Genomic DNA, 16,541 nt, shown 5'->3' with positions numbered 1-16,541 from the left:
AATTTCTTTCGCTCGCTGCCGTATTACCGAAGCAGCGAAAAGTAATATACCATGTCGAAATTTGATTTGCAAGCTTTTTTTTAAATTCTTTTTCGACACGTTTCTGAGAGCAATTTAACCTGTCTTTGAACGACAGATTAGCAATATACCATGGTTCCAGAAGGATTACAACCTCTAAATGGACTTTCATGCCCACGAAAAAAGAACAACGCTGTATGTCTACAACTTTGTTCTTCTCATCTAAAGCTATTTCAGTTAAAGCTCCCCCCGCTCAATACCAGCTTGTAAATACGGAAGAAGTCCCATAAGCCAAAGGAAATGCAGCTCCAACCATCAGCACTGGTCCCCACCAAGTGAAGAAAGAAATCCCCATACATAGGCTAATCAGGATCAGCGCAGGCAGCACAAGAACAGGTGTCGATAATTGGAGAGCTTGATGTTTCTCTGTATCCTGGATAGGAAAAAGGGTTAAAAAGGGTGTCCTGAGCTCGTCTTTACAAAATGATTTCCTCCAAAATACCAACGCGCACGCGGCAATAATCCAGACCGTAATTTTAAGAGGTCCCGGCATGATAAACATAGCCGCACTAATCAGAGCGGCAAACTGTATCGTTTGCTTCCACTGCGTGCCGTTTCTGAAGAAAGATTTTACTAGCATATCAGCGATGCCGTTACCGGCGCCTTTCCCCTTAAACAAGCGTTGCGAATTTTTGAATAATAGAGGGCGCTTTCGCTTCGGTTTTCTTTTTCGCTCCGTAACACGAATTAACATTAAAGAAACAATCCGCATCCGCGAGTCGCGCTCTCTGGAGATATCCGCGAAGAAAGCCCCTTTCTCTTGCAAACGTACTTTGCTCAAGATCACAGCCAATACGAGTAAAAGTAGATGAACCGCCCAAATGTAAAGCACGTTCTGACTGATCGCAGCAACCAGCTTTTGATACACAAAGAAAAGCCCTGCAAAAGCAACGATCCGTAATATCCAAAGCAGAAAACCTTGCATACGTAAGGCTACCAATTGGCGAAGCAAGCCTAGATTAATTTTTAGCAGATAGGTAATCAACCACAAGGAAATCAGCTGAGGCACACGAAAGCCATACACCTGAACGAGCAAAGGAAGAAACACAAACATCAAAAGAAGCGTTGTAATCCCCTGCAGCACAAGGGAATATCGATGTCCAAGTCGCATGATATGCTGAAACCACCGCCGGTTCTGCCGAAGGAATAGCTGATCGCCTTCCTCAACAAAGTATCGAATGGTCCCCAGCCAAGTAAACACATAGAATGCCGCACCAACTATAAACAAAGATATCCAACTAAACCATGAAGGCTGAGTCGCCCACCAAGAGTAATATTGATAACCAGCCACAATAATCAGCGGAATGACAAAATAGATCGCAATAACCCAATCCACGGCCATTCGCAACGCTTTATATTGAAAAAACCAATCCGATCGAACGCGACGCGCAAAAAGCTGAAAGCTGCTGTTCAAAGTACGGCCCTCCTTTCTAGAGTAAGGAATGGAAACAATCGAATAATGGCGCGTCTGGCATGCCGCATTGTTCTTGAATGTCCTTCAAGGACCCGTTAGCCACCAATCTCCCACCGGACAGAAGCACAAACGAGCTGCATATCCGTTCTGCCGTGTCCAGCACATGGGTACTCATCAAAATACCGGCGCCTCGCTTACGCTCCTCATCCAACATCCCTATGAAATCTTTGATCGCCTTCGGATCAAGTCCAATGAACGGCTCATCCACAATGTACACGTCCGGTTTATTCAAAAAGCCCAGGATCAGCATGATTTTCTGCTGCATCCCTTTGGAAAATTTGCCCGGCAATTGATGCTTTTCGTCCAACAACCGAAACCTGTGCAAGAGATCATCCGCGCGTTCCAGGAATACGGTTCGGTCCAGTTCATAAACGGAAGCAGCAAATTCCATATGCTCCCACAACGTCAACTCATCATACAAAATAGGATGCTCAGGTATATAAGCGTAGCTTTTTCGCTCACCCATAAAAGAAATTTTCCCTTTAAAATCCTTCAACAAACCCAGGATGCTCTTCATCGTCGTGCTTTTGCCGGCTCCATTGGGACCTAACAGACCTACAAGTTCACCTTGCCGAACCTCAAAATGAATGTTTTTGATAGTATCCGGAACCTCGTCATAACCAGCCTGATCAATATGTACTTCCAATACGGCTAACCGTTCTTCTGACATTACAATCACATTCCCTTCTACCCTCATCCTATATAACGCATCTTTGCATTTCTACCGCTTTTTTTCAAGCTATCAATCCCAGATGTATATAATTCTATGATTTGGTCAAATCTAGTATCTATTACTCTATCAAGTCTTCTACTAACAAAAAGGAGGTGCTGCATATGAAGACTGCTATGAAAAAGGGCGTCCTGCTCAATCGCTATCATTTTCTGATGTGGGCAAAAACAGGCGACACGATGTATCTAAAATTAATCGGAACTGCCCTGTCTCATTAACCGAACTCGAACTCATACCTAAAAGTTGAAGCCGTTAAGGGCCATGTCCCATCGGCTCTTTGTATTTGCAGGTCTTATTCCACTCTCGCCCTCATAAGATGTTAAGTGAAGCACTGAACCATCCTTACGCGAGGGGGGATCCATCATGTCCGGGCATAACGAGCATGGCGCAGCTTATTTTGAAAAAATGCTGAATATCATTGATGTCGGAGTTCATCTCATTGACCGTGAGGGAATTACTATTTTCTATAATGATAAAATGGCGGAAACGGATGGGCTGAAGCGTGAGCAGGTTGTCGGGAAAAATTTTTTTGAGCTGTTCCCTTCTCTAACCAATGAAACAAGCACCTTCATGAAGGTTTTGCAGACCGGTATCGAAATTCGCGAGAAAATCCAAACGTACGTCAGCGTCACTGGCAAAAGAATCACCACAATCAACAGCACGTACCCGCTCCTGGAAAATGGAGACATCATCGGCGCCCTGGAAGTGGCCAAAGATATTACAAGCATCGTGCATCTCCACGATCAAATTCTGGACCTTCGACATCAAATTTACGAGTCCCCTTCCAAAGATAAGAAGCACACAAGCTCCGCCCGCTACCATTTCAGCGATTTAATCGGCAATAATGAAGATTTTCTTCGTACGATTTCTTTTGCCAAAAAAGCATCGCGTACAAGCTCGCCGGTTCTAATTTGCGGCCCCACCGGTACGGGCAAAGAATTAGTAGCCCAGAGCATCCATAATGCCGGGGCTCGCAGAAGCCGTCTTTTTATCGCGCAAAATTGTGCAGCTGTCCCCAACGAGCTGATGGAAGGCATCATGTTTGGAACGGCAAGGGGCGCCTTTACCGGGGCCATTGACCGTGCCGGCTTATTTGAGCAGGCGAATGGCGGAACGCTTTTTCTGGATGAATTGAACAGCTTGGATTTAATTCTGCAGGCCAAACTGCTGCGCGTGCTGCAGGACGGGCTTGTTCGCCGGGTTGGGGGTACACAGGAGCAGCAGGTGGATGTCCGCATCATTACCGCCATGAATATGGATCCAAAAGAGGCGCTGGATAAGGGGCTTTTGCGCAGCGATCTTTTTTACAGGCTGAATGTCGTGAATCTGACGCTTCCTCCGCTCGCTGGGCGCAAAGAAGATATTCCGATTTTGACGAACCATTTTATCGATACGTTTAATGACTTGTTTGGCATGAAAATTACGGGGATAGCGCCAGCGGCCATGCAGCGTTTGCTCGACTATCATTGGCCGGGAAATATTCGCGAACTGAGCCATGCAATCGAATCGACCTACAATATGATGGAGCTGGAATGTGAAATCATTGAAGAGGCGCACCTCCCCGCTTCGGTCATGGGAATCCACCCACTGCGGTATGAAAAGCTGCATGAAGGTGAAATCTCAACCGGCTTAACCGATAAAGTGAAACAGCTGGAAAAAGAAGCGATTGTGAACGCGCTCACCCGCCATCATTACAATATAACCCTCACCGCCCAAGCTCTCGGCATCAAACGCCAAGCCCTGCAGTATAAACTTAATCGCTACGGTATCGTGAGAAAACCTTAGTCTGTGAGACTCCGCATGGAGTCTTTTTTGCGTTTTCCGCTGTCTGGAGGAAATGTTGGCATGCTTTTTGCATCTTCTATTACTGAGCAAACATCATTACTGGAGGTGCCAAGATGGAACGACGTCACTGGAAAGAAGTTGCGCTATGGAAAAACGTCACGGATGAGCAGTGGAATGATTGGCTTTGGCAGCTGACACATACCATTCGTTCCTTGGATGATTTGAAAAAAGTGGTGAATCTGACCCCTGAGGAAGAAGAGGGCGTTCGCATCTCGACGCAAACGATCCCTTTGAATATTACCCCCTACTATGCATCCTTGATGAATCCTGATGATCCAAGATGCCCGATTCGTATGCAATCTGTCCCTGTTTCCGCCGAATTGTTGAAAACAAAATATGATCTGGAGGACCCTCTGCACGAGGATGAAGATTCTCCTACGCCCGGTTTGACCCATCGTTATCCGGATCGGGTGCTTTTCCTGGTTACCAATCAGTGCTCCATGTACTGCCGTTACTGCACGCGCCGCCGTTTCTCCGGTCAAGTGGGCATGGGTGTTCCCAAAAAGCAATTGGATGACGCCATTGCGTACATTCGGAATACGCCTGAGGTGCGCGACGTTCTCCTGTCCGGCGGGGATGGGCTGCTGATTAATGACAATATTTTGGAATATATATTGAAAAATTTGCGGGCGATTCCCCATGTTGAAATCATCCGGATCGGTACGAGGGCACCGGTTGTTTTTCCGCAGCGGATTACGGAGCATTTGTGCACCATCATCAAAAAATATCATCCCGTCTGGCTTAATACGCATTTCAACCACCCTTTGGAAATGACCGAAGAAGCGAAAAAATCATGCGCCATGCTCGCCGATGCGGGTGTTCCGCTTGGCAATCAGTCTGTGATTCTAGCGGGCATCAACGACAGTACTTACATTATGAAAAAGCTCATGCATGATCTTGTCAAAATGCGTGTGCGCCCTTATTACATTTATCAATGTGATTTGTCCGAAGGCATCGGCCATTTCCGGGCTCCGGTGTCCAAGGGCCTCGAAATTATTGAAGCGCTGCGCGGACATACGTCTGGTTATGCTGTGCCAACCTTCGTTGTAGATGCTCCCGGAGGCGGAGGGAAAATCGCGCTCCAGCCGAACTATTTGATCTCGCAGAGCCAAGATAAGGTTATTCTGCGCAACTACGAGGGCGTCATCGTCGGGTACCCGGAGCCCAAAAATTATGTGCCGGGCCGTGCGGATGAGTATTTCAACGAAATCTACGGTGTGGAGAAGCAGCCTGAAAGCACAGGGATTATCGCGCTGATGAAAGATGAAAAATTCAACTTGGTGCCAGAAAACTTGCGCCGGATTGGCAGAAGAAAAGCTTACTCGGAAGCGCCTGAGCACGCGTCCTTGAAGGATCGCCGTACCAAGCGGGATGAGATGAAGGATAAGCTGATGAAGGCGCAGCAGAAGGAGAGTAAAGCTGGCGTTGCGGAAGACAGCCCGTCCTCGGAAGGGTCTGGCGAGGGTAAGGGGTCTGGTGCGGAGAGCTGAGGGCGGAAAGCCAAGGGCGGAGCATGAAGGGCGAAAGGCCACGGGCAATTGCGAGAGGCAGAGTGCGAGACCACGGGTGGAAAGCCAAGTGCGGAAGGGAACTACAGGGCGCTATTCTGCGGGAAAGCGGCTATATGACGCGCCGGAGGGAACTACAGGACGCTATTCTGCCATTGCCTGCTCAAATGCAGGCATTTGAGACCAAATAAAGGCCTGTAGTTCCTCTCAGGTCCCGAGTTCGGCGGATCGCGCTCGAATAGCGCCCTGTAGTTCTCCTGCATGCGCAAAAGTTGCCGCATTGCACAAGAATAAACAAAGAAGGGGATGCCCTCGGGGGCTCCCCTTCAACTTTTATAGCGACGGACAGGCCAGCGGAGCAGCCACGCCTACTTTTTAAAACAGACCAGCTTCAGCTCGGTCAGCTCCTCCACGGCGTATTTCACGCCTTCGCGTCCTGTGCCGCTCTCCTTGACGCCGCCGTACGGCATGTGGTCTACGCGGAAGGTGGGGATGTCATTAATCATGACGCCCCCCACCTCCAACGCTTCGGCAGCGGCGAACGCTGTACGGATATTTTGCGTGTAGATGCCCGCTTGCAGGCCGTACCGGGAGTCGTTCACGAGCCTAATCCCCTCCTCGACGGAGGCAATCTTATTGATCATCACGACAGGAGCAAATGCCTCCCGGCAGGAGATGCTGCTCGCCGCACCAACATGAAGCAGGACTGTCGGATGCACGACATTCCCTTCCTTCTTGTTGCCGGTTGCGACAACAGCGCCGGCGCACTCGGCGTCTGCGATCCACTCCAACGCCCGCAAAGCGTCGCGCGAAGCGATAACAGCCGAGACATCCGTTTGGGGATCAAGCGGATCCCCTAGTTGAAGCATCTCCGTCTGCTTGACAAACTTCCCGACAAATTCGTCAAACAGCCCCTCATGCACGTAAATCCGTTGTATGGAAATGCATACCTGGCCTGCGTAGGAGAAGGCACCCGTAACGGCGCGCGCGATCATGCTGTCCACATCCGTCCCTTGATCCACAATGAGCGCAGAGTTGGAGCCTAATTCTAAGATTACTTTCTTCAGGCCGGCCTTACTGCGTATGGCAATCCCGACCTCCGGGCTTCCCGTGAAGGTAACCGCCTTCACTCTTGCATCCGTCACCAGGATGTCGCCGATGGCGCCCCCGCTGCCGGTTACAACGTTCAACGCCCCTGCGGGAAGCCCCGCCTGCTGCAAAAGCTCCGCCAAAAACAACGCGGACAGCGGCGTTTGTCCCGCCGGTTTCAACACGATCGTGTTGCCCGCAGCCAATGCAGGCCCCACCTTATGCGCAACCAAATTCATCGGAAAGTTAAACGGTGTTATCGCCGCAACAACCCCCAACGGCTGGCGGATCGTATACGCCACGCGATCCTCCCCGCCAGGCGCTGCGTCCATCGGAATCGTTTCGCCGTGAATCCGCTTCGCCTCTTCAGCTGCGAACTTGTACGTTGCGATGGTCCGCTCCACTTCAAGCTTCGCCGTCTTCAGCGGCTTCGCTGCTTCAAGCGCGATAATGCGAGCGCACTCGTCCGCATTATCGCAAATCAAGGCAGCGAGCCGCTCTAATATTGCGGCGCGTTCATGCGCCGGCATACGCGCCATCAAAGGTCTGGCACGTTCAGCCGCCTCCAGTGCATGCTGCACCTCGGCCACTCCTGCGTACGCAATCTCGGCAATTTGTTCGCCGCTGTATGGCGAGAATAAGGGCCGATATTCACCGGCTTCTACCCACTGGCCCTCAATGAATAAATGCTTTTTCATGCTGTTTCCCCTTTTCTAACCGCCGCAAGCCCTGAACGCCGCCTCCAGCACATCAAGGCTCTCAGCGAGCTGTTCATCTGTGATCACTAGCGGGCTTAGGATACGAATCACATTTCCGTAAATACCTGCGCTCATAATGATGACGCCATGCTGATGCGCCTCCTGCAAAATCCGGGCCGTCAACTCCTTATCCGGCGCTCGACTCACGGGATTCTGCACGATCTCTATAGCACTCATAGCACCCAATGTGCGCACATCCCCGATGAAGCTGAGTTCCTGCTGCAGACGCCCGAAACGCTCCATGACAGCTGCACCGATCGTGGCAGCCCGTTCAAGCAGCCGCTCTGCCTCCAACATCTCAATGACTTGCAGCGCTGCTGCGCAACCAAGCGGACTGCCGCCATACGTGCCTCCGATTTCCCCGATCCCCGGTGCATCCATGATTTCCGCCCTGCCCGTCACAGCGCTGATCGGGAGGCCTGCTCCAATCGATTTGGACATCGTCATGAGATCCGGTATAACTCCGTGGTGCTCCATCGCAAACATTTTACCCGTACGCCCAAAACCTGTCTGCACTTCATCCGCGATAAGCAGAATCCCATATTTCTCGCAAATGGCTTTGACGCCTTGAATGAAACGCGTGGAAGGGATGACAAATCCCCCTTCGCCTTGGACTGGCTCCAGAATCACGGCAGCGACGTCCTCGCCCGGAACCTCAGACAAGAAAAAGTCATCAAACTTCTGCAAGATGTATGCATCGAGCTCATCCGCAGACATACCGCTAGGGGCACGGTAGTAGTAGGGATAAGGCATTTTATAGGTGTCGGGTGCAAAAGGGCCGAAGCCATTTTTATAAGGCTTCACTTTACTCGTGAGCGACATCGCCATGTAAGTTCTCCCGTGAAAGCCGCGCTCAAAGGAAATAATGGCTTTGCGCCCCGTAAACTTGCGTGCGATTTTCACCGCATTTTCTACTGCCTCCGCCCCGCTGTTCAAAAAAAACGTTTTTTTCGCATGATCACCTGGCGTCAATTCGTTTAATTTCTCAGCAAGAGCGACATATGGCTCATACATCATCACATGAAAGCATGGATGCAAATAATTGTCCAGCTGCGCCTTCAGAGCTTCCACCACTTGAGGCGGGCAGTGGCCGACATTTAATGAGCCGATGGCTCCAGCCAAGTCGATAAAAGTATTCCCGTCGACATCCGTAAGCAAGGCTCCTTCCCCTTTTGCTGCAAAAGTAGGCACAGTATTGAACGGCCCCCGTGGGATGCTCGCCATACGCCGCTCCAGCAGCTTCTGAGCCTCAGGTCCCGGCAGAGAGGTCTTCATGTCAATGTACTTCGTCCTTCTCTCCTTCACATCCATCCCCTATGCCTCCATTCTGTCAAAACCGCACCAGTGAATCAAGGTCAGCGCGATAATCTCAGCAGCCTTGAACACATCCTCCAGCACAATGTGCTCGTTCGGGTAATGCGCCACTTCCGTAATCCCGGGGCCAAAAACAATGCAAGGCGTATCGCCCAGCTGCGTCAGCAAGCCGCCATCCGTGCCCCAGGGCGATGCTTCGATGACCGGCTCCTCCTGCTTAATCGCGCGAAACTGCTGCATAAGCACTTGCATCAAAGGGTGCTCGGGGTCGACGCTGCCAGGTACCCATTGCGCCCCAAACCACTCAAGATCAGGCGGATGCTCGGCAAACCATGGATCAATTTCCTGTAATCGCTCCAACCACCTCAGCATTTCCTCCTTGGCATCTTGCAGCCTCTCCTCAGGGGCTACCCCCATGCGGCCCTCCAGTTTTACGGTATCGGGGACAGACGAGGGCCAATTCCCGCCTTGAATAACACCCAGATTAATAGGGATCGGTATCGGGTTGTTAGCATACAGCGGGTCTGTGATCCGTGCATTTCTCTCCTTCTCAAGCTCCAGGATATGCTGGATGACTTTAACGCTTTTCTCGATCGCGCTCACACCTTCATACCTTGTTCCGCCATGCGCCGAACGCCCTTTAACTTCAATGCGGAACCACATCGAGCCTTGCTGTTTGGGGAAAATGCGGAAATTCGTAGGTTCCGGAATCAGAGCCGCATCGGCCCGGTAACCTCTTAGAATAGCCGCCAACGTCCCGGCTCCTCCGCTTTCTTCCTCCACAACGCTTTGAAAAATAACGTCTCCTTTCAGCTTCAGCCCCAATCCCTGAATAGCCCCGAGGGCAAGCAAAAGCGCTGTATTCCCGCCTTTCATATCCGTCGATCCACGTCCATACAGCTTGCCGTCAACCACTTCTCCGCTGTAAGGATCGTTCGTCCACTGATTCCGCTGGCCTTCCGGCACAACGTCTACGTGGCCGTTCAACAGGATGGAACGTCCGCCTCCTGCCCCCTTCATAACCCCCACAACATTGGGACTGCCTGCAAAACGGCTCCGTGGCGAACAAAAATACGGATGATCCGCAAGCTCCTCTCCATCCGGCTCCCACATATCCACATCCATTCTCATGCCCCGCAGTTGATCGGCAACGAGGAGTTGAACTTCCTTCTCGTTGCCTTGTGTACTTGCAATTCGGACCATTTGCTGCAGCAGTGCGGTCCCTGCATCACGATGAAGCGTGATCCACGCATGAATTCGCTCCGGCAGTTCGGCTTTCGGATTCGGCATCGGATTCGGCAATGGAATTCCCTCCTTCTGGTTCACCTTCCATTATGGAATATAGGTAATCTGCTCAGGAATGATCAAAGCCGCTTCGGTATGGCGAACGACGTCATCAACGGTATAGGGAGACATAATCTCCTTCAAAAGCAAGCCATGTTCCACCACTTCCATCACGGCCATTTCCGTAATTATCAGCTTCACGCAAGCCCTGGCCGTCAGCGGCAATTCGCACTGCTTTTTCACTTTGGACTCTCCCTGCCGATTGACATGGTTCATGAGCACGATGACTTTTTTCGCCTTTTGCGCAAGCTCCATCGCCCCGCCAATGCCGGCCACCCGCTTCCCAGGCACGATCCAATTCGCCAAATCCCCCCGTTCGCTAACCTCCAGCGCCCCAAGGATCGTAACATCAATGCAGCCCCTGCGAATCATGGCAAAAGCAATGGAACTGTCGCAATAGGAGGCTCCGTCGACAATGGTGACCGGATACCCGCCCGCATTGCAGAGAAACGCATCTTCCTCCCCCGGGTTCGGGGCTCCGCCCGCATACAAGATGCCGTTTTCCGCATGAAAAACGATTTGCACACCCTCCGGCACATAGTCCGCCACCTGGGTCGGGATGCCAATACCTAAATTGACGGCCATGCCGTTTTTTAATTCCTGAGCGGCCCGTTTCGCTATTCGGTCACGGTTTTCTTTTCCCATACCCATTGCCAATTCACTCCTTTACTAAGGATGACCATGTCGACGAAAATGCCCGGCGTAACAATGCTTTCAGGGTCCAGCGCGCCAAGAGGCACAATTTCATCCACCTCGGCAATGGTAAAGGTCCCAGCCATCGCCACGAGCGGATTATAATTTCTGCCGCTTTTATCGTAGACAAGATTGCCGTAGGGGTCCGCCTTCAAAGCATGAACAATCGCCACATCGGCGGTCAAAGCCGGCTCCACCAAATACGTTCGCTCGTCGATCGAAACCGTCTCCCTGCCTTCTCCCATCATCGTCCCGACGCCGACGTCCACCAGAATGCCTCCGAGGCCGACGCCGCCTGCCCGGATCTTCTCCGCCAGCGTACCTTGCGGGTAAAAAACGACCTCCATGGTGCCGTCTTCCATCATTTGACCAGCGTTAGGATTGGAGCCGATATGGGAAGCGATCACCTTTTTCACCCGTCCTGCGGTTACTAAACGGCCAATTCCGATATGAGGGAACCCAGTATCGTTGCCGATAATCGTTAAGTCTTTGACCCCTTTGCTTAAAATGCCATCAATCAGCGTCGGTGGTGTCCCGATACCGCCAAACCCGCCGTACATCAGCGTACAGCCGTCATTAATCGCATGAAGCGCCTCTTCCAAGCTTTTCACTTTGCTCAGCTCAGATTTCTCCATCTTTGCCACCTCCCGCCGACTCTCTGGACAACTCATCAGCAACTTCCCGAATCGCTTCCTCCAAAAGCTGTACGAGTTGATCGGCTTCCGCTTCCGTAATAACCAGAGGCGGCGCCACAATAATGGCGTCCCCAGCCCCATCCACAGCGCCGGCTGCGGGATAAACGAGCAAGCCTTTCTGAAAGGCTGTATCTATGATTCGAGATGTGATGCCCGCCGCAGGTGGAAACATCGTTTTATCGTCTCGATTCCGTACGAACTCCAGGGCCAGAAGAAGACCTCTCCCCCTGACATCGCCAATGATCTCGATGCCTTCCGCCATTAGACGCAGCTTATCTAGCAGATATGCTCCCATGCTTCGAGCTGACTCAGCTAGTTGATGCTTATTGACGTAGTCCAGCACCGCTAATGAAATGGCTGCCGACTGTGGGTTGGCACTGTAAGTATGGCCGGCCATTATGCTCTTGGAGCCTTGTAAAATAGGCGCCATCACATGATCCTTAACCAGCGTTGCAGCCATCGGTGTGTAACCGGCGCTCAAGCCTTTCCCCAGCGCGATCAGATCGGGCTCTACGCCTTCATGCTGCATGCCAAACATTTCACCCGTACGAGCAATGCCCGTCATCACCTCGTCGGCGATAAATAAGATCTCATAGCGCTCACAAATCTCTTTGATTTTTTTAAAATAACCCGCAGGCGGCACAATCGCCCCTCCGGCAGCCCCTACGATCGGCTCCGCAATGAAGGCGGCGATATGCTCGGCGCCGATTCGTTTAATCGCTGTTTCCAAATCGTCTGCGCATGCCAGCTTGCAGGAAGCTGCGTTCAACGGACACCGGTAGCAATAAGCAGGGGCAACCACCGGGAAATCCTCTAAGAGCGGTATAAACCGCCTTCTTCTAAGTACGTGGCCTGACATCGAAAGCGCGCCCATGGTGATACCATGATAGCTCATCCTGCGGGATATCACTTTGTTTTTCCCGAATCGGCCCTTCTCCTGCCAGTGCTGAATGGCAATCTTCATCGCCGTTTCCGTCGCTTCTGAGCCGCTGTTCACGAAGAAGGACCAATAGTCGCCCCCTGGCGCCAAATCGCTCAGCTTCTTCGCGAGTTTCTCCGCCGGTTCACTTGTGAACTGTGAACGGTATACAAAAGATACCTTACTCGCCTGTTCCATCATGGCATCGATAATGTCTTGCACGCCGTGCCCGATGCCGGCCGTCACAGCCCCTGACGATGCGTCCAGATACGCCTTGCCCTGCTCATCGTAGAGGAACACCCCTTTGCCATATTGAATCGTAGGATATGGATGATCCAGAACCGGCTTGATTAAATGCTCTCGCCCCATAAGGCACCCCCGTTAATCAGCCTTCACTATTGTTGATGATTTCATTTCAGAAACATATTTTTGACCCGAGGAGCTTTCATCAGATCTTCATAGTGAAAGGAGCTTCCGAGCGCAGAAACATCATGCCAATACAGCATCTCTTCGATCTGCTGGGCAGTGCCTTCCAGTACATACGTTCGGCAGTTCGCGCACTCGATCGCGGGTACGTTCAAAATCTGTACAGCCATCCTCCCGTCCGGCATGATCCAATAGCAATCTTTTACCCCTTCACGGACATCTTCCGTTTCACACCACATGCACTGCATAAGCGCTCAACCTCCTTCATGAGATATGGTTTGCGTTACTGCTGCTACTGCCTAATAACGAAGCAAAATGCATGCCAACTTTGGTCCGACAACCCCAATTATTGCAAGGCTAATCTAACGGATCGAAGCATATAACCATGGTAAGAAGAAGGAGGGGACTGCCAGATGCCTAATCAAATGCCAAATGATCGGCCAACATCCCGTTTGGAAGTTGAAAGCGGCAGTGATTATACGGTAAGCTTTTACCTCGATTTCATGAACAAAAGATTGCGGGTAGACGACTATCAAGGCAATGTCGATGCCATCTACGAACGAGCAGCCTACGTTGCCAAAAGCCATGCGCTGACTAAGGTTTTTATCAAATCGCGAGAGCAGGATTGGCAGAGCTTCTTAGGAAAAGGCTGCATGCTGGAGGGCATTTATAAAGGATATTTTCATGGCATGGACGCTTACTGCATGGCGTTTTATTACGATTTGGGGCGGCGGAGCAGCGATTATTGGATGGAGGAGGATAGCATTTTACATCAAGTGCTAGCGCTTTCTCGTAAGTCCATAAGGCCCGTTATACCGGAACCTTTTACTCTGCGTTTAGCTTTGCCCAAGGATGCGGAGCAGCTGTCGCAGTTGTACAGCCAGATTTTCCAGACCTACCCGACACCCATGAACGATCCGCTTTATGTTGCAAAAACGATGCAGGAGGGGACGATTTATTATCTCGTCGAATCGCAAAATGAGCTCATTAGCGCCGCTTCCGCTGAAATCAATGCGACATATGCCAATGCTGAAATGACCGATTGCGCCACACTGCCTGCCTTCCGCAACAAAGGGCTCATGCGGCTTTTGATGCATGCTTTGGAGGATGAATTGATCGCTCGCCAGATTACCTGCGCCTACTCGTTGTCCAGAGCGCTTTCCTTCGGCATGAATGCCGTTTTCCATCAAATGGGCTATGGGTATTACGGCAGGCTGACGAAAAACTGCGATATCTACGATAAATATGAGGATATGAATTTATGGGCCAAAACCTTAATCAAGCCATAACCCTATAGGTTAACTATATGCGTTTCCTTCTCAAGGAAGAAGAAATGCCGAGCTCCTCCCGATATTTCGTCACGGTGCGGCGCGAGATCTGGATGCCTTCCTGCTTCAGCAGCACGGTCAGCTTCTGATCGGAGTATGGCTTAGCGGTGTTTTCGCTGCGAATCCACTCTTTTATTCTGGCTTTGACACGCTCGGAGGACGCTGACTCTCCGCAGTCTTTGGGCAAGCCTGACGGAAAAAAGTGCTTGAGCTCGAAGATGCCCCAAGGCGTTTGAGCATATTTGCCGGCAGTTGCCCGGCTGACTGTCGATTCATGCATGCCGAGCTTATCGGCAATGTGTTTCAAGGTCATCGGCTTGAGATTGGCCGTCCCCTTCCAAAAAAAATCGCTTTGTTCCTCGGCGATGGCTTGAGCCACACGAAAAATCGTCTTTCGGCGCTGCTCCAGGCACCTTAAAAAAAACATCGCCGATTGGAACTTGCCGGTTAGAAAGCGAGCGGCTTCGTTCGCATCTTTTCCCTCCTTCACAAGTCGCTCATAATAACCATTCATCGATAGACGGGGCAGCGCTGCCTGATGAGTAAACACGACAAGCTTGTCGCCTGACTTTTCAATGATCACCTCCGGTAGGATATAGTGAATGTCTTCCGTCTGAAAGGCAGCTCCTGGCCTGGGATTCAGGCCTTTGATGACGGCCACGGCTGCCTGAATTTCTTGCGGCGAAGCTTGCAGATGCTGCGATAGTTTATGAATGTGATAATCGGCAACATCCTTTAAATGATGGCGAATGAGTATGGCGACGAGCGGAAAGCTTTCCGCCAAAGACTTTACCTGCAAAAGCAGGCACTCGCGCAAATTTCTCGCCCCCACACCGGCAGGCTCAAAACTTTGCAGAATCGTAAGGGCTTGCTCCACCAGCTCACGCTCCATTTTCAAAACATCCGAAATTTCACTTATCGAAGAGGTCAGATAGCCATTGCCATCCACATTTCCAATCATAAAAATGACAATGCGGCGCACGGCTTGCGGCACTTTTTTCATGAAGAATAACTGCTCCTTCAAATGCCTTTCCAGCGACACCTCATTCGACACTGCATGGTGCAGCGGATCGTAAGGAGTTTCGCCATCCCTCGTACGGGTAGGACGAGTAGGAGTATCGACTGTCCGCTCATTAACGGAGGCGAACTCCAATACCGGATTCTCATGCATCTCCTGCTGAACAACCTCCAGCAATTCAGGAAGCGAGAGCTGCAGAATCGATATGGCTTTGCGCAGCTGCGGCGTGAGCCGCATTTTCGCCGACTGTTGTTGAAACATTCCGTATCCTGGGCGCATGAACATCATTCCTTTAGGTTGTTGCTATAGTGTATTCACGTGAGGACGAACGTTTGCCAATCTGTCTGTAAACAGCAAAAAAGCCCGTAAAGGGACCTTTTGCGGGTTCTAATCTAGTAAATTTTCATAGAATACGTATAGAAAAATATAAATTTGACGAGTCTAGTAGCTATAACTCTATTAACTTTTTGAGGAGGAGCTATGATGTTTCTAAGAATTTTGTTTACGACTCTGACAATTCCTTTGTTAGTAAGTTTATGGCTTACTGGTAAAGCCTTTTCCTATCCTAGCAGCGACGAGTTCACGGATCTACCGCAATCTTACAGTCTTGTAGCAAATACCACATCTGCCGTTGAACCTGAAACCACTACCACCGCTACCGTGCCGCCAACAACGCAGTATCAGGTTAACCGGGGAGATACCTTGTTCAAAATCGCTCGCGACTTTGAAGTGGATGTGAACGACCTGATGGCAGCCAACGGAATTAGTGATCCGCGCGGATTGACCATTGGACAAACCCTGAATGTTCCTTCAAGTGGAACAGGGGCTGTCACGAAAACACAACCAAAAATCATTAAAAAAGTAATCAACACCACATTGACAGCCTATACAGCAGGTTTCGAATCGACCGGTAAAAAGGCTTCCCATCCCATGTACGGCATAACCTTCAGCGGGTTAAAAGCCAAAGAGGGACGGACGATCGCCGTCGATCCGGCTGTCATTCCATTAGGCTCCACCGTCTTCATTGAGGGGATCGGCATTCGCAAAGCTGAAGATATCGGCTCGGCGATTCGCGGTTCGAGAATTGATGTGTTCATGAACGATTTGAGTCAGGCCCAGGAATTCGGCGTGAAGAAAAACGTGAAAGTTTATGTGCTGAACCGGGAGAATATCTAATTTGCTGTTTGTTAGAAAGGCGAGTGGCTAGTGGTGGGAGTATAGGGGAACTACAGGCCACTATTTCTATAAAAAGGCACGTTTTCCCCAGGTCAAGGGAACTACAAGCCACTATTTTGACCATTTCTGCTGAAAAACGTGTCATG

Annotated in this window: 14 protein-coding genes; 4 read left to right on the top strand and 10 right to left on the bottom strand. The window is 50.7% G+C overall.

The genetic code is table 11. The annotated features are described in order from the left end of the window. Window positions 1-271: 271 nt before the first annotated feature. Both PCH02S_RS34470 and PCH02S_RS34465 read right to left on the bottom strand, forming a co-directional pair. Window positions 272-1,492 carry an ABC transporter permease gene (locus tag PCH02S_RS34470; protein WP_164819843.1) on the bottom strand — a complete coding sequence of 407 codons (1,221 nt, stop codon included), beginning with the start codon at window positions 1,490-1,492 and terminating at the stop codon, window positions 272-274. 16 nt (window positions 1,493-1,508) lie between these two features. Next, window positions 1,509-2,222 (bottom strand): ABC transporter ATP-binding protein, encoded by a 714-nt coding sequence (locus tag PCH02S_RS34465; RefSeq protein WP_127458621.1) that lies wholly within the window; start codon window positions 2,220-2,222, stop codon window positions 1,509-1,511. A gap of 423 nt (window positions 2,223-2,645) precedes the next feature. Between PCH02S_RS34465 and PCH02S_RS34460 the strand changes: the two genes are divergently transcribed. Further along, on the top strand, window positions 2,646-4,067 hold the full coding sequence (locus PCH02S_RS34460; RefSeq protein WP_127458620.1) for a sigma-54 interaction domain-containing protein: 1,422 nt from the start codon (window positions 2,646-2,648) through the stop codon (window positions 4,065-4,067). A gap of 113 nt (window positions 4,068-4,180) precedes the next feature. Next, complete coding sequence (kamA, locus tag PCH02S_RS34455; protein WP_127458619.1) at window positions 4,181-5,617, top strand: lysine 2,3-aminomutase; 1,437 nt, start codon at window positions 4,181-4,183, stop codon at window positions 5,615-5,617. A 386-nt stretch (window positions 5,618-6,003) separates the two neighbouring features. On the opposite strand, the gene PCH02S_RS34450 is transcribed toward kamA, so the two are convergent. The 7 genes from PCH02S_RS34450 to PCH02S_RS34420 are packed head-to-tail and all read right to left on the bottom strand — an operon-like array spanning window position 6,004 to window position 13,121. Beyond that, window positions 6,004-7,422, bottom strand: a complete 1,419-nt coding sequence (locus tag PCH02S_RS34450) for an aldehyde dehydrogenase family protein (protein ID WP_127458618.1) — start codon at window positions 7,420-7,422, stop codon at window positions 6,004-6,006. Window positions 7,423-7,437: 15 nt separating this feature from the next. After that, window positions 7,438-8,793, bottom strand: a complete 1,356-nt coding sequence (gene gabT, locus PCH02S_RS34445; protein WP_127458617.1) for a 4-aminobutyrate--2-oxoglutarate transaminase — start codon at window positions 8,791-8,793, stop codon at window positions 7,438-7,440. 3 nt (window positions 8,794-8,796) lie between these two features. Next, window positions 8,797-10,086: a peptidase gene (locus PCH02S_RS34440; protein WP_127458624.1), complete on the bottom strand. Its 1,290-nt coding sequence runs from the start codon at window positions 10,084-10,086 to the stop codon at window positions 8,797-8,799. Window positions 10,087-10,128: 42 nt separating this feature from the next. After that, window positions 10,129-10,791 (bottom strand): 3-oxoacid CoA-transferase subunit B, encoded by a 663-nt coding sequence (locus PCH02S_RS34435; protein ID WP_127458616.1) that lies wholly within the window; start codon window positions 10,789-10,791, stop codon window positions 10,129-10,131. Then, entirely contained in the window at window positions 10,758-11,468 is a 711-nt protein-coding gene (locus PCH02S_RS34430) for a CoA transferase subunit A (RefSeq protein WP_127458615.1), read from the bottom strand. The genes PCH02S_RS34435 and PCH02S_RS34430 overlap by 34 nt, the downstream gene beginning before the upstream one ends. Next, window positions 11,455-12,816, bottom strand: a complete 1,362-nt coding sequence (locus PCH02S_RS34425) for an aspartate aminotransferase family protein (RefSeq protein ID WP_127458614.1) — start codon at window positions 12,814-12,816, stop codon at window positions 11,455-11,457. Before PCH02S_RS34425 ends, PCH02S_RS34430 begins: the two co-directional genes overlap by 14 nt. Before the next feature lie 41 nt (window positions 12,817-12,857). After that, the gene (locus tag PCH02S_RS34420) at window positions 12,858-13,121 is read right to left on the bottom strand and encodes a YokU family protein (RefSeq protein ID WP_127458613.1); all 264 of its coding nucleotides are present in this window, start codon (window positions 13,119-13,121) and stop codon (window positions 12,858-12,860) included. A 165-nt stretch (window positions 13,122-13,286) separates the two neighbouring features. Here PCH02S_RS34420 and ablB point away from each other — a divergent pair, with 165 nt between their 5' ends. Beyond that, on the top strand, window positions 13,287-14,162 hold the full coding sequence (gene ablB, locus PCH02S_RS34415) for a putative beta-lysine N-acetyltransferase (RefSeq protein WP_246069410.1): 876 nt from the start codon (window positions 13,287-13,289) through the stop codon (window positions 14,160-14,162). 13 nt (window positions 14,163-14,175) lie between these two features. Here the strand turns inward: ablB and rpoN are convergent, their stop codons facing one another. Next, entirely contained in the window at window positions 14,176-15,480 is a 1,305-nt protein-coding gene (rpoN, locus tag PCH02S_RS34410) for an RNA polymerase factor sigma-54 (RefSeq protein WP_164819842.1), read from the bottom strand. Window positions 15,481-15,699: 219 nt separating this feature from the next. Between rpoN and PCH02S_RS34405 the strand changes: the two genes are divergently transcribed. Continuing rightward, complete coding sequence (locus PCH02S_RS34405; RefSeq protein WP_127458611.1) at window positions 15,700-16,395, top strand: 3D domain-containing protein; 696 nt, start codon at window positions 15,700-15,702, stop codon at window positions 16,393-16,395. Window positions 16,396-16,541: the final 146 nt, after the last annotated feature.

This window comes from Paenibacillus chondroitinus NBRC 15376, from assembly GCF_004000765.1.
In the GTDB taxonomy this organism is placed as follows: domain Bacteria; phylum Bacillota; class Bacilli; order Paenibacillales; family NBRC-103111; genus Paenibacillus_E; species Paenibacillus_E chondroitinus.
The sequence above is the reverse complement of the archived record's forward strand: the minus strand, read 5'-3'. Positions and strand labels throughout refer to the sequence as shown.

Excerpts from the sequence above, each read along its gene's own strand:
- PCH02S_RS34440 (WP_127458624.1), bottom strand. The coding sequence starts at position 10,086 with ATGCCGAATCCGAAAGCCGAACTGCCGGAGCGAATTCATGCGTGGATC.
- PCH02S_RS34425 (WP_127458614.1), bottom strand. The coding sequence starts at position 12,816 with ATGGGGCGAGAGCATTTAATCAAGCCGGTTCTGGATCATCCATATCCT.
- PCH02S_RS34430 (WP_127458615.1), bottom strand. The coding sequence starts at position 11,468 with ATGGAGAAATCTGAGCTGAGCAAAGTGAAAAGCTTGGAAGAGGCGCTT.
- PCH02S_RS34405 (WP_127458611.1), top strand. The coding sequence starts at position 15,700 with ATGATGTTTCTAAGAATTTTGTTTACGACTCTGACAATTCCTTTGTTA.
- gabT (WP_127458617.1), bottom strand. The coding sequence starts at position 8,793 with ATGGATGTGAAGGAGAGAAGGACGAAGTACATTGACATGAAGACCTCT.
- kamA (WP_127458619.1), top strand. The coding sequence starts at position 4,181 with ATGGAACGACGTCACTGGAAAGAAGTTGCGCTATGGAAAAACGTCACG.
- PCH02S_RS34420 (WP_127458613.1), bottom strand. The coding sequence starts at position 13,121 with ATGCAGTGCATGTGGTGTGAAACGGAAGATGTCCGTGAAGGGGTAAAA.
- ablB (WP_246069410.1), top strand. The coding sequence starts at position 13,287 with ATGCCTAATCAAATGCCAAATGATCGGCCAACATCCCGTTTGGAAGTT.
- PCH02S_RS34450 (WP_127458618.1), bottom strand. The coding sequence starts at position 7,422 with ATGAAAAAGCATTTATTCATTGAGGGCCAGTGGGTAGAAGCCGGTGAA.
- rpoN (WP_164819842.1), bottom strand. The coding sequence starts at position 15,480 with ATGTTTCAACAACAGTCGGCGAAAATGCGGCTCACGCCGCAGCTGCGC.
- PCH02S_RS34460 (WP_127458620.1), top strand. The coding sequence starts at position 2,646 with ATGTCCGGGCATAACGAGCATGGCGCAGCTTATTTTGAAAAAATGCTG.
- PCH02S_RS34465 (WP_127458621.1), bottom strand. The coding sequence starts at position 2,222 with ATGTCAGAAGAACGGTTAGCCGTATTGGAAGTACATATTGATCAGGCT.
- PCH02S_RS34435 (WP_127458616.1), bottom strand. The coding sequence starts at position 10,791 with ATGGGTATGGGAAAAGAAAACCGTGACCGAATAGCGAAACGGGCCGCT.